A 12,566-nucleotide genomic window follows, 5' to 3' on the forward strand; every position below is an offset into this window, starting at 1 on the left:
AGTGGAGGTCGGTATAGCCAAAAAAAGCACAGCCGCTACAGAAAGTCTGCAGCGGCTGTGCTTTTAGAAATGCAGGTATACGACCTGCGAAATGTTAGTTTAGTCTAAACCTCCTTTGCGGGTTGCAGGTCTTGCCTCAGGCCAGGTCATCTGGTCGCCCGTACGTGGGTTAACCGGCATCACACTACGCTCACGCGATACGAGTTCCGGCTCCTCGCTGGCCATGTAAGCCAGAATAGCCGTCAGGATCACGTTGCTGCGCACATCGTCGAACACCACTTTGTCGTAGGTGTCGCGGTTGGTGTGCCAGGTATAGTTGCCATAAGACCAGCTCAGGGAGCTCAGCATAAAGGCAGGAATGTTGTGCGGAATGAAAGAAGCATGGTCAGAACCGCCACCGCCCGGGAAACCAGGGTATGAGGTCTGAATGTCTTTCGTGATTTCACGCGGCACGGCGTTCAGCCAGCGGCCCATGTAGTCGTATGAGTTCAGGAAGCCCTGACCAGAGATGTTGGCTACGCGACCGGTACCGTTGTCCTGGTTGAAGACAGCCTGCGTCTTCTTCACGATCTCCGGGTTGTCCTCCACGAAAGCGCGCGAACCGTTCAGGCCCTGCTCTTCGCTACCCCAGTGACCTACCAGAATGGTACGCTTCGGGTTCGGGTATACCTGCTTCAGAATGCGCATTACTTCCATCATCAGGATCGTGCCGGTACCGTTGTCAGTAGCACCTGTACCGCCATCCCATGAGTCGAAGTGCGCAGACAGGATCACATACTCATCCGGCTTCTCAGTGCCCTTGATCTCAGCGATGGTGTTGAACGTAGGAACCGGCTTCTTAGAATGCTTCGACTCGGCCACTACTTTGATCTTTGGCTTGCTGCCGTTCTCGGCCAGGCGGTACAGCATACCGTAATCTTCGAGGGCGATATCAACGGTAGGGATTTTCTTGGTATAAGCGCTGAAAATCTTGTTCACGCCAAAACCTTGTGACCAGTTTGACATCACGATACCAGCAGCACCGGCCTGCTCCAAAGCAACAGGCAGCGTACGGGCGTTTTTGCCGGTGGCGGCAATGCGCTTGCCCCAAGCAGCGTTCTGCTCGTCACGCACTTTCTTCATTTTCTCAAATGACTCTGGTGTGGCGAACTCTTTCCAGTTGTACTCCGGGCGTCCGCTCGGCTGGTTCATCGATACCATCACCATTTTGCCTTTCACACTTGGCAACCAGCGCTTGAAAGCAAGCGAGTCAGCGAATTCCGGCATGGTGATCACCTCAGCTGTTACGCCTTTAGAAGGAGTGGAAGGGCTCCAGGCCAGTTGCATACCTTCAATTGACTTAACGCGTGGGTGCACCATGTCGATGTGCGTCACACCGCGCTCCCAGCCGCGCCACTCGCCGTAGTTCTGAACGCGGGCATCAATGCCCCAACCTTTGTACTTGTTCACAGCCCAGTCAGCGGCCTGCTTCATCTGCGGGGTGCCTACCAGTCTTGGTCCGATGCCGTCCATCAGTTCGTGGCCCAGTTTCTCGAGCTGTGAGTTTTCATTGGCCATCTTGATGATTTTCTCGATAACCGGATCTTGTGGTTTCTGCGCCTGCTGTTGCTGCTGTGGTCGCTGCGCAAAAGCCACGCTGCTCACACCGCCTGACAGCATCAAAGCCAGGGCCAGCATGTGAATAGGGTTTTTCTTCATGGTAATGTTTAAGGTATGGATTGTTTGTATGATAAGTAAAGCGTAAGCCCGCTCAATATAGTAAAATTGCGTTACTTAAGCTGAAAGCCCTCTATTGACTTGTGAATGCCACTTTGGTTTAATAGCCGGGGAAATTTTAAGGTATAAGCCACTCCTTTCATCCCAAATCAAAGTTTTCTACTTCGGCCACTGCACCCGGATCAAACGCCTGTAGCCGGATATTTCCGATCCGCACACGAACCAGCCGCAATGTCGGGAAACCCACGGCGGCGGTCATTTTGCGCACCTGCCGGTTTTTTCCTTCTGAGATGGTGATGGACACCCAACTGGTCGGGCCATGGCGATCGTCGCGGATGCGGCGGCTGCGCTCCGGGAAATCGGGCGCATTCTCCAGCCGAAAAGCGGAGCAGGGGCGGGTACCGTATTGTTCGCCGTACAATCCGATGGCAACGCCCTCCTGCATTTGGGCGATGGCTTCGTCGGTAATCAGGCCGTCGACCTGGGCATAATATTCCTTCTCCACATGCTTGCCGCGCACCAGTTCGCTCGTTTTGCCGTCGGTGGTGAGCAGGAGCAGGCCCTCACTTGCCTCATCCAATCGCCCGATGGCCATAGTGCCGGCCGGAAAATCGTGCAATTCACCCAGTAGTTTCTGCTTTTTCTTGTCGGTGACGAACTGGCTGATGTAGCCGTAGGGTTTGTGCAAAATAAAATGCCGGTGCTGCATGCAAGCGAAGGTATGAAATCAGGTATAGAATTGGTCGCAAAATAGACAAAACCCCCGAATTTATCGGCAAGCCACGTAAAGGCAGCGGCCCGTTTTGCGTAATAGGACAAACATAAGACACAGTCGCCACGGGAACATGCGCACGCTATACCTTGTTAATCCTATCCCGGCCCCGGCGACAGCCCGTGCAATCGCATCCGCGTATAGAAGATGAAAGAAGGCCGGTCAGGTATAGACAGAAACAGTGCAGAAAGGAATCATTCAGGCTTTGATTGGTCAATGCTAAAGACATCCGTCCCGCCTACACTTGATTACTTCAATTTATTTTGCTTCATTACATAAGTAATTGAGCTTTTAACTATATTAATACAAAAGTGATTTTTTGGACATTCTTAATAGCAGCTTTACTGGGTTACATTGTGGGGCACTACGTGATACCGAACCGCAAACTACGGCAGGCCCTTCTTGATGTGCGCAAACAGTGCGCTGCCGCCCTCGAGGAAGGCAACAAAGGCGTGTATAAGACCATCGTGACTGATAACGGAAAGTCGTCGGAGCTGGTGGTGGAGGTGCGCGAACTGGCCGTCACCAAGACCGGGCAGGTGAAGGTAGAGTACGTGAGCGCCCAGTACCGCAATCCTGATTTCAGAAATAAAAAAGGCGAAGCATTGCTAAGTGAAGTGCGCGACCTGCTGGGCGAGTACCTGCCCCTCAACGACATTGAATGGTACGAGACCACCGACCGGCACGAGAACATCAAAAAGTACTTAAACTCATTGGACCTAATCAACCACAACCTTTTCAGGTAATAAAACAAGATGGAAAAAACAGCGAAAACAGAGATCACGATCGTAGAGAATCAACAGAAGATACAGGAGAAAGCCCTTGCGATCTCTAAATCCATAGATCCGGGGAACCCGGAAAGTCTGAGCAATTTTGGTGTGGAGACGCAGCGTAAACTGGGACACTATTCCAACGAACTGCTCACCAAAGTAAAAGCCAAAGATTCCGGCGAAGCAGGTGAGGCCATCAACGAACTCCTCAACCAGATCAACATGATCAAGATCGAGGAACAGGAGAAAGGCGGGTTCTTTTCCAGACTTCCGTTTGTAAAAAAGATATCTGATAAGTCGAAGCAGCTGGCTACGCAATACAATACCGTTTCGGCTAACGTGGACGATGTGGTAGTGAAACTGGAGCGCACCCGCCAAAGCATCATGAAAGACTCGACCAGTCTGGAAGTGATGTTTAATCAGGCGGTGGAATACATTCACGAGATCCGTTCGGTGATCGCGGCCGGGAAGATGAAAATCGATGATATCGAGCAAAACATCATCCCGAAAATGCAGGAAGAGGTGGAAACAAGCGGACAGGATGAACTGGCTGTGCAGCGCCTGAGCGACATGATCTCCTTTAAAGAGCGTTTGGAGAAGAAAGTGCACGACTTTCAGTTGTCGCACACCATTGCTACGCAGTCGATGCCGCAGATCCGTATGATCCAGACTACCAATGATGTACTGGCCCAAAAGATCCAGAACTCCATTGTGACCGTGATTCCGGTATGGCGTCAGCAGGTAGCCATTGCCCTTGGTCTGGAGAAGCAGCGCAAAGCACTCGAGATTCAGAAAAAAGTGACCGACACTACCAACGAAATGCTCCGCAAAAACTCTGAGCTGCTCAAGAAAAACGTGGTGATCGCGGCACAGGAAAACGAACGCGGCATTGTGGATGTGGATACGCTCAAGAAAGTGAACAAGGACATGGTGGAAACGCTCGATCAGGTGATCAAAATATCAGAAGAAGGCAGCAAGAAACGCGCAGAAGCCGTAAGAGAACTGGCGCAGGTGCAGGAAGAGCTCAACAGCAAGATCATCGGCACTTTCGGCAAGTCCAAGCAGATCGAAATTGAATAATGATATACAAAGGGGATAAGAAAGAAGAAGAACTAGCCGTCCGGCACCGTATCCTGAGCGACGAGCAGGAGGCGGTGCTGGACCTCTATATCCAGCACATCGACAATGTGTTTGAAGAGATGAAACTCTCCGAAAAACTGCAAGTCGAAATCGAAACCCAGCACCTCAAACGCATCCTGTCTAAATGATCGGTTTTTTTCGTTCGCTTTTCGGAATGGGGCAGGAGAACACCCGCACAGTTGTCACGCATCCCGGTGCCGCAGATGCCCGTGCCATGCAGTACATACGTGCCTCCAATGCCCGGCTCAATGCCCTGCACAGACTCTACGAGCGCTATCAGCACACACCGCACGCCGAAAAGTTGCTGGCCGTTTTTGAAAAGACCAAGTTGGTGCACAATTACCTGGTGACGCGCAAGCGCATTCAGGAACTGGAGCTGTTTCATGTACAGAACACGGAGCACTTTATCAATACCTTCACGACGGTAATCAACGTGCACGAGCGGCACATCAAAGACAGTTACATTCCGGAGCGCGAGAAGCCAAAGCCTTTGGCGCAGGTACAAAAGCCACGTCCGCCAGGCCAGGCACAGCCACGACCTACTGCTTCGCCCCGGCAGGAGAATCCCGGTCAGCCTTTTGAGTCGAAGGTAGAGCAGGTGCTCAAACGCATCGAATCCGAAACGATCAAGGGCATCTATACTGCCCAGAAAGTAACGGAGATGGTGAAGCGGGTTGCCAATCAGGCGCCTATGGCCCCGCCGGATGTGCTGCAGGCCAAAGTACCGACGTTAGCTGTTCCTATTATTGCCATCGAAACTTATTCCCGCGTATTCTACTCGCCGGAGTTGGAGAGTGGCGCTACTATTTCGCGCGAGATTTCCTTCACGTCTTCGGATTCCGATAAAGAGGTTTTTCTGCAGCATGTAGCGAGTAAGTTAGCGATTGATAAGGGGGAGTTGAGTTACATCGGCAATACCATGCTGGCTATACCTGACACCAAGGGCCCAAGCCCCGCCCGGCATGTACCGGTTGTGCATTGGCGCGGGTTTCCGTATGCCGTGAGTTTAATGGATTACCGGTTGTTTCCGGTGAGGATGCATCGGAAGAGTTTTTAAGTTTGATTCCTAAAATGAATATGGAAGAGCCTCTGAGTTGTCAGAGGCTCTTTTTTGGCTTGTATAGTATGGCTGATGGCGCGAGCGTCCTCGCTCGTGTCTGCTATCGTGGGGCCTCCGGCCCAGTGTAAAATTTATGCCGTAAGTTTAGGGATATCGCAAATATGGTTGTCTGTGTGACCAGCTTGTAATTGGCGTAGTGACAGCTAATTATACCTTAACCTGATTTGTTTTATTGCTTCGCCTGTGCGGCGGGCACTCACTTTTTTCCTTGATGAAAAAAGTAAGCAAAAAAATCAAGACTCCCCAAACTCGCTGAACGCTCAGACAGTGGGTAGTCGTAATGGTGCACCTGGCTGATGTGATTTGTTTCATAGCTGAAGGGCAAGTTACTCTTGCTATACCTGCCAGGGAGCTGTGAAAGTAACGACAGTACTTATGCCTGACTCTGATAATGGCAGAGATTCCCCTCTCGGGAGGGGCAGGGGTGGGTTAGTCGTGCACCGCTCCTTCCCCTGTTTTGGGGGTAGGGGCCCTCGACAAAAGGGGAAGGCTGGGATGAAACTCCCCCTTCGAAGGGGGCAGGGGGATGTGAATCATGCATATGAAACTTCAGCAACGAAGCTATACCTTAAAATTAATAAGAGCCTTTCTCCCAAGGAAAAAGGCCCTTATTAAATGGAAATCGACAACCCTTACGAACTACACGACAACATGGAACATCCTGCCTTTTGCGATGCCCACTCCGGACGTGTCTGGAAAAATTCGTCAAACTTATCGGAATATGGTTCTTTGATCGCTTCCTGTAGCTTCACAAACAGGGTGTCATCACCTTTCTCTAATCCCTCGATGGCCTGGTGCAGCAGGTAGTTGCGGAGCACAAAACGTGGGTTGGCTTTTTGCATCATTTCCTGAGAATCTGAGCGCTTGATCTTGTTCGTGTTCAGTCGCTCCAGGTAGTTGCTGATCAAGGTGTAGAGTGCTGTTTTTTGTGCTGCTGTCAGGTCATCGTACAAGGCCCGTTTGAAGAAATCCGCTACTGCATCCTCACTTTCTACAGCCAGCGGCAGGTCGATGAGCAACTGGTAGAAAATGGTCATGTCAGGCTGTAGTTCGGACAGTGTTTTCTCGAACTGACTGATCAGGTCGCGGTCTAATTGCGATACCTGGTCGAGGCCCAGTTTGCGTCCCATCATGGCGTAGTAGGCTGTCCAGTAGACGTCTTTAAATGTTTCGAGCGTGGCAACCAGTTGGTCTTTGTCGGTTAGCGGCAACAATGCTCCGGCAAGAGCGCCCAGGTTCCAGTAGCCGATCGAAGGCTGCTTTCCGAAGGCATACCTACGGCCGGGAAGGTCGGTGGTGTTTGGGGTGAAGTTCAGGTCGTAATTGTCCACGAAGGAGTAGGGGCCATAGTCAATGGTCAGGCCGAGAATGGACATGTTGTCAGTGTTCATCACACCGTGCACAAAACCCACACGCATCCACTCCACCATCAGGTGGGCGGTGCGATCCACGATCTCTTTGAACCAATCGATCACTTTCTTCTCACCCGTAATATGCGGATAATAGCGGCTGATGGTCCAGTCAACAAGCTGGCGCAGGTTATCGAGTTCTTTGCGAGCGTTCAGCATCTCGAAATTACCAAAGCGCAAAAAGCTCGGCGCTGCCCGCATCAAGATCGCACCCGGTTCGTAGGCCGCATTGCCGTTGTAGAACATATCGCGCAGCACCGGCTCACCGGTACTCACCAGACTGAGCGCACGGGTGGTCGGTATACCCAGGTAATACATCGCTTCGCTCATCAGATACTCTCGAACTGAAGAGCGCAGCACAGCACGCCCGTCAGCGCGGCGGGAGTAGGGGGTAAGGCCGGCGCCTTTCAACTGCAGCTCCCAGGTTTTACCGTCGGGCGCTTCCCACTCTCCAAGCGTAATGGCGCGACCGTCGCCCAGCTGACCTGCCCAATTGCCGAACTGGTGACCGGCATAGCAGGCGGCGTAAGGGTACATGGTATCCGTCACGCGGTTGCCGCCCAGTATGTCGATCTCCTGCTGCTCCGTTGGCTTGGCTATACCTAGGTCGCTGGCCAGCGCATCTGACCAGGCCAGGAGCGTTACTTTTTCAACCGGCGTAGGTTTGGCTTTGCTGTAAAGTACACCCGGTGTCTGGCGTGGCGTGAGCGTGCCGCTATCATCACCTGCAAACGCTTCTACAAATTCTTTTCTATAAATTTTTGAGCTCAGTTGCTCCATCTTCTTCAGTTTTAGGTATAAGGTAGCTGGATCTGGCACTTCTTTTAAACCTTTTGCCAGCCTTTTGATTTCTCTTTAACAAGATTTGTGCAAGATTAGTTAAATTTAGCAGACTTACCCCGAATAACACGTAAGCAGGGGCAGGCTATACCTTGCCACGCATCACCGAACAGACTTACAACTTTTATGTCAATCACCATATTCAGCCAGGGCAGAAACACGAGCCGCTGGGAAAATGCCCTGAAGGAACGCCGTCCGGGCTTAGATGTACATGTTTATCCGGACACAGGTCCAGCCGAAGAAGTGGAGTTTGCCCTGGCCTGGAACCACCCGCCGGGCGCTTTTGCTAACTTTCCGAACCTGAAATGCATCTCCTCCACAGGCGCTGGTGTCGATCATATTCTCCGCGATCCCGAGCTTCCTCAAGGTATACAGATCACCCGCATTGTAGACGAAAACCTGACCCAGGACATGGCCACTTTTGTGACCGCCCAGGTGCTGAACCACGTGCGCGGTCTGCACAGGTATAAGGAGGCACAGCGCAGCCATACCTGGAAGCAGCACAGCTACAAACGCACTGCCGACGTCGTGATCGGGGTGATGGGTATGGGCGTGCTCGGTATGCACACGGCGCAGCAGCTAAACAAACTCGGCTTTAAAGTACATGGCTGGTCACGCACTCCTAAACTGCTGGAAGGTGTCGGAACCTTTGCTGGGACAGAGGAGCTGACCACTTTTCTGGGAAAAGCCGACATCCTGATCTGCCTGTTGCCCTTAACCAGCCAAACCGCCAATATTTTGAACAAGGACACGCTGGGCAAGCTTCCCAAAGGAGCCTATGTCATAAACGTGGCGCGTGGTGAGCATCTGGTAGATGAAGATCTGATCGAATTACTCGATCAGGGGCATTTGTCCGGCGCCAGCCTGGATGTGTTTCGGGAAGAGCCACTGCCGGAGGAGCATCCGTTCTGGGAGCACCCGCTAATCCATGTCACGCCGCATATTGCCAGCATTACCAATCCGGCTTCGGCTGTGTCGCAAATTCTGGAAAACTACGACCGCATGCGCCATGGGGAAGACCTCATTAACGTTGTTTCTAAAACCAAAGGATATTAAATGAACCCATTTCACTATGCCTTCAAAGTGAAGGACATCGAATCGACGCGCCAGTTTTATGTGGACATTTTAGGATGCAAAGAAGGACGCAGTACCGAGCATTGGATCGATTTTGATTTTTTCGGTCATCAGCTTTCTGCCCACGTGAGCGCCAGCATACCCGAGCCCGATTACTGCGGACAAGTGGCCGGCATCAGTGTGCCGGTGCCGCACTTTGGTTGCCTGCTCAGCTATGCGCAATTTGATGAAGTGCGCGAGCGACTGGTGCAGCATGCTATACCTTTCGTGGTGGAGCCTTATACCCGCTACGAAGGTCAGGTAGGAGAGCAGCGCACGATGTTCATTCTCGATCACAGCAAAAACCCGCTTGAGTTCAAGGCTTTCAAAAATCCGGAAGAGGTATTTGCTTCCTGACCGTTTGCTATACCTGCTTAAAAGTAAAGGCCAGTCTGTATGTGTTACGGACTGGCCTTTGTGTTTGAAAACTGGAAATGCTATACCTGAGATTCAGACTCAGCCGGTCGCCTGACAGTGTAAATCAGTTCATCCAGGTATTTTCCGTTTTTGTAAAAGGTCTTCTCCAGTTTCGCCTCCAGCACAAAACCCGCTTTCTCGAGTGCGCGCTGCGAGCCGACATTATACCCAAAAGGACGAGCGTAAATGCGCGTGATATCCCAGTTTGCAAAGCTGTAGTCCACCATCTGGCGAATCGCCTCCGTAATGATGCCTTTACCCCAGAATGGCTCGGCCAGCCAGTAGCCCATCTCGGCGTTTTTCCGGTAAATGTCGTGTTGCGGGTGTATGCCTATACCTCCGGCAGCTTCGCCTTCTACCTCTATTGCCAGAATGTTCGGTGGATCTCCTTTGGTTGCCATTTCTATAAATGCCCTGCCTTTCTCGTAGGTATAAGGGTGCGGAAAAATATCCGACATATTACGGGCGATGTTGAAATTGTCAGCATACCGCACCAGACTTTCAAGGTCTTCGAATGTCCAGGGGCGTAGTTTGAAATTGATCATCTGCCTGCGTCAGGTATAGCTGTGAGCCGTTATTTCAAGTGCTGATCGAAGAAGTCGACGGTGCGTTGCCAGGCGAGTTCGGCCGCTGCTTTGTCGTAGCGGGGTGTGGTGTCGTTGTGGAAACCGTGGTTTGTGCCAGGGTAGAAGTGCGCGGTGTACTTCTTGTTGTGCGCTTTCAAAGCCTCTTCGTAAGCAGGCCAGCCTTCGTTTACGCGGGTGTCGTGCTCGGCAAAGTGCAGCTGGAGCGGCGCCTTGATCTGTGGTACATCCTCAACGGGAGCCTGACCGCCGTAAAACGGAACAGCAGCTGCCAGATCAGGTATACGCACGGCCATCATGTTCGAGATCCAGCCACCGAAGCAGAAGCCTACCACACCGGCTTTACCATTGCAGTTCTTGTGGTTTTTAAGGTAATCGTGCGCCGCTATAAAATCTTCGAGCATTTCGTTGCGGTCGCGCTGGCTTTGCAATGTACGGCCTTCGTCATCCGTACCCGGATAGCCTCCGAGTGGAGTGAGGGCATCTGGTGCAAGTGAGATGAACCCAGCCAGCGCCGCTCTTCTGGCCACATCCTCGATATGCGGATTCAGGCCCCGGTTTTCGTGCACGACCACCACGCCTCCAAGTCTTTTCTTCGCATCAGCCGGTATCGACAGCAGCGCCTTTATCGGGCCGCCGCCCTTGGGTGACTGGTAAGTAATATACTCCGAGATGATGTGCGGATCGTCGGCTGTGAGTTGTACCTTGCTCCTGTAATCCGGCATCAGAAAGCTTGCAAGCGAACCAACCGTAAGCCCGCCTACGGCATAGATCGAGAGCTTCTGCATAAAATCCCGCCGGTTGATGCGGTTGTGGGCATAGTCGTCATACAGGTCAAACACTTCTTGCTTGATGTCTTCTTTTTTGATCTCGTCCATAGGAGGTGGTTTTTTTGTTCTTGATGAAGCAGCTTTGCTATACCTGTCGGAATTTTGAAAAGTACCTAAATATCATTTAAGGTAATGAAAATGAGTGGGATAATAGTTAGATAAGACTTAGATTATTTTGATTTTGATAGAGAAAGTAACCTGTCGCTGCTCTTGTGCGTTCGGCTTCCCCTTTTTTCCTTCAAGGTCAGAATATGTGTTTTACTTTACTTTTCTCTTTAGGCGTCTGGTTTCGGGCTTTTTGAAATGATGAGTCTCATCAATCCGGGAAACCATCGTTGCAACCATACAAATGCTTTGCCATGGCCAGTAAAAATATAATTTCTCTTTCGTTTCAAAATAGCATTAACCATTACTTTCGCAGCTTTATCAGTAGGCCACATCAGATTTGACGGACGTGGATCTGGTCGCTTAGGATGCCAAACGCCATCATTGTCGATCCTTGCAATTTCAGAAACTACAAATCCGGGATGCATCATCATGCAACTCACCCCAGTACCCATTAACTCAACCTGTAAAGTCTGACCAATAGAATGTACGGCAGCTTTTGAAGCCCCATATGCACCCAAATTAGGATTAGGAAGATATGCCCCCACACTGCCCACCAAACCGATCCTTCCATTGTTTTTCTTTTAATGGGGCAGGGCATATTTAACTGTTAAGGCTAAGCCTGTGACATTACCCTGTAATTGTCTATTCCAATCTTTGGCTGTTAGCTTCTCTATACCTCCAAAAACACCAAAACCGGCATTGGCTACCACAACATCCAAACGGCCCCAGGTTGCAATAATTTGCTGGACTGCATTTTCAATAGCATTTTCATCCGTTATATCACACGGAATCGCTAATGCTACCCCACCTGAGTGATTGATCTCGACTGCCACGTTATCCAATAGTTCTTTACGCCTGGAGGAAAGAGCTACTTTATATCCTAAACTTGCCCATTCAAAGGCCATTGCCTTGCCGATACCAGACGAAGCACCAGTTATCCAAACTACGTTTTCCTTTGTCATTTTAATGATTTTTAGTTAGGATGATTGATTTCTGAACTGACGGACAACGGATTAGAACAGGCAATGTGTGAGGCGTAAGCCGAACGTAATCCCTGTGCTTTGTTGGCGTATCATGTTTGTTTATTCAGTATAGGGTTCTGCTCTATGCTCAACGAAATCTCTAACCTTCGTCTTTTCAAGTATCTCTAAGTTTAGCTACCACTCCTTTAGACCAGGATAAAGCGGCAAGCCTACCATATACCTTGTGCAAATAACTTTTTAGGAACGGTTGGGCAAGTAAGTAAAACTTCATATTCCAAATGTCGTTTCTAACGAGAAACATAAAAATACTACTATGAATAACTTATTCAGAGGATTGCTTGCTGGCTATGGCGCTAAAAAACTAGGTGGAGGATGCTTCAGTACGATTTTAATTTTTGTAATTATATGGGTGGTGCTTGGTCAATGTAGCAATACATTTAAATCGAACGAAAGCGAAGAAAACGCGACTAATCAAACCGAGATAAATGAATCTGGATTTGTCACTTCATGTGCCCCCGCCAGTTGATAAAAAATTGTGTGCTTTTATGCTAATTTACTGCTGCCCCAATCATGGGTGTAAGTAGGGCACATGATACACTTCTTTAATTCAACTAACGGTCTCGCACATAAAACGGGCAAGGCGCAGGCGCAGCTTGGCTTATGTGCCGTGTTGCACTAAACCTTCGGTAGCTGGTTTTAAAAAGCAGCGGATAAGCGTTACCTTTTGATTCAAACTTATTCCTTACATAAAGATGAAAAAAAAG

The 12,566-nt window shown here is 50.4% G+C and carries 12 protein-coding genes and 1 pseudogene; 7 read left to right on the plus strand and 6 right to left on the minus strand.

All coding sequences use genetic code 11. The annotated features are described in order from the left end of the window. Window positions 1-99 precede the first annotated feature (99 nt). Both L1278_RS14440 and L1278_RS14445 read right to left on the minus strand, forming a co-directional pair. Window positions 100-1,698, minus strand: coding sequence for a M20/M25/M40 family metallo-hydrolase (locus L1278_RS14440; protein WP_253405633.1), 1,599 nt, complete (start codon window positions 1,696-1,698; stop codon window positions 100-102). Window positions 1,699-1,855: 157 nt separating this feature from the next. Then, the gene (locus L1278_RS14445) at window positions 1,856-2,425 is read right to left on the minus strand and encodes a pseudouridine synthase (protein WP_253405634.1); all 570 of its coding nucleotides are present in this window, start codon (window positions 2,423-2,425) and stop codon (window positions 1,856-1,858) included. 374 nt (window positions 2,426-2,799) lie between these two features. Here L1278_RS14445 and L1278_RS14450 point away from each other — a divergent pair, with 374 nt between their 5' ends. From L1278_RS14450 to L1278_RS14465, 4 genes are read left to right on the plus strand one after another with little or no spacing between them, the layout of a single operon-like run. After that, window positions 2,800-3,234 carry a hypothetical protein gene (locus L1278_RS14450; RefSeq protein WP_253405635.1) on the plus strand — a complete coding sequence of 145 codons (435 nt, stop codon included), beginning with the start codon at window positions 2,800-2,802 and terminating at the stop codon, window positions 3,232-3,234. Window positions 3,235-3,243: 9 nt separating this feature from the next. After that, window positions 3,244-4,338: a toxic anion resistance protein gene (locus L1278_RS14455; protein ID WP_253405636.1), complete on the plus strand. Its 1,095-nt coding sequence runs from the start codon at window positions 3,244-3,246 to the stop codon at window positions 4,336-4,338. After that, window positions 4,338-4,526: a hypothetical protein gene (locus L1278_RS14460; RefSeq protein ID WP_220627855.1), complete on the plus strand. Its 189-nt coding sequence runs from the start codon at window positions 4,338-4,340 to the stop codon at window positions 4,524-4,526. Before L1278_RS14455 ends, L1278_RS14460 begins: the two co-directional genes overlap by 1 nt. Next, entirely contained in the window at window positions 4,523-5,455 is a 933-nt protein-coding gene (locus L1278_RS14465) for a hypothetical protein (RefSeq protein WP_253405638.1), read from the plus strand. Before L1278_RS14460 ends, L1278_RS14465 begins: the two co-directional genes overlap by 4 nt. A gap of 695 nt (window positions 5,456-6,150) precedes the next feature. Here the strand turns inward: L1278_RS14465 and L1278_RS14470 are convergent. Next, the gene (locus L1278_RS14470; protein ID WP_253405640.1) at window positions 6,151-7,707 is read right to left on the minus strand and encodes a YdiU family protein; all 1,557 of its coding nucleotides are present in this window, start codon (window positions 7,705-7,707) and stop codon (window positions 6,151-6,153) included. Window positions 7,708-7,893: 186 nt separating this feature from the next. Here L1278_RS14470 and L1278_RS14475 point away from each other — a divergent pair, with 186 nt between their 5' ends. Beyond that, window positions 7,894-8,823, plus strand: coding sequence for a glyoxylate/hydroxypyruvate reductase A (locus L1278_RS14475; RefSeq protein ID WP_253405641.1), 930 nt, complete (start codon window positions 7,894-7,896; stop codon window positions 8,821-8,823). Further along, entirely contained in the window at window positions 8,824-9,237 is a 414-nt protein-coding gene (locus L1278_RS14480) for a VOC family protein (protein WP_253405643.1), read from the plus strand. It begins immediately after the preceding gene. Between the two features lie 80 nt (window positions 9,238-9,317). Here L1278_RS14480 and L1278_RS14485 read toward each other — a convergent pair whose 3' ends face one another. From L1278_RS14485 to L1278_RS14495, 3 genes and pseudogenes are all read right to left on the minus strand, one after another. Then, complete coding sequence (locus L1278_RS14485; protein ID WP_253405647.1) at window positions 9,318-9,842, minus strand: GNAT family N-acetyltransferase; 525 nt, start codon at window positions 9,840-9,842, stop codon at window positions 9,318-9,320. Between the two features lie 29 nt (window positions 9,843-9,871). Then, the gene (locus L1278_RS14490; protein ID WP_253405649.1) at window positions 9,872-10,759 is read right to left on the minus strand and encodes a dienelactone hydrolase family protein; all 888 of its coding nucleotides are present in this window, start codon (window positions 10,757-10,759) and stop codon (window positions 9,872-9,874) included. A gap of 227 nt (window positions 10,760-10,986) precedes the next feature. Then, window positions 10,987-11,781: pseudogene (locus L1278_RS14495) on the minus strand (SDR family NAD(P)-dependent oxidoreductase). 334 nt (window positions 11,782-12,115) lie between these two features. On the opposite strand from L1278_RS14495, the gene L1278_RS14500 reads away from it, so the two are divergent. Then, the gene (locus L1278_RS14500) at window positions 12,116-12,328 is read left to right on the plus strand and encodes a hypothetical protein (RefSeq protein WP_253405651.1); all 213 of its coding nucleotides are present in this window, start codon (window positions 12,116-12,118) and stop codon (window positions 12,326-12,328) included. Window positions 12,329-12,566: the final 238 nt, after the last annotated feature.

It is taken from the genome of Pontibacter sp. HSC-36F09 (assembly GCF_024171605.1).
Classification (GTDB): Bacteria; Bacteroidota; Bacteroidia; order Cytophagales; family Hymenobacteraceae; genus Pontibacter.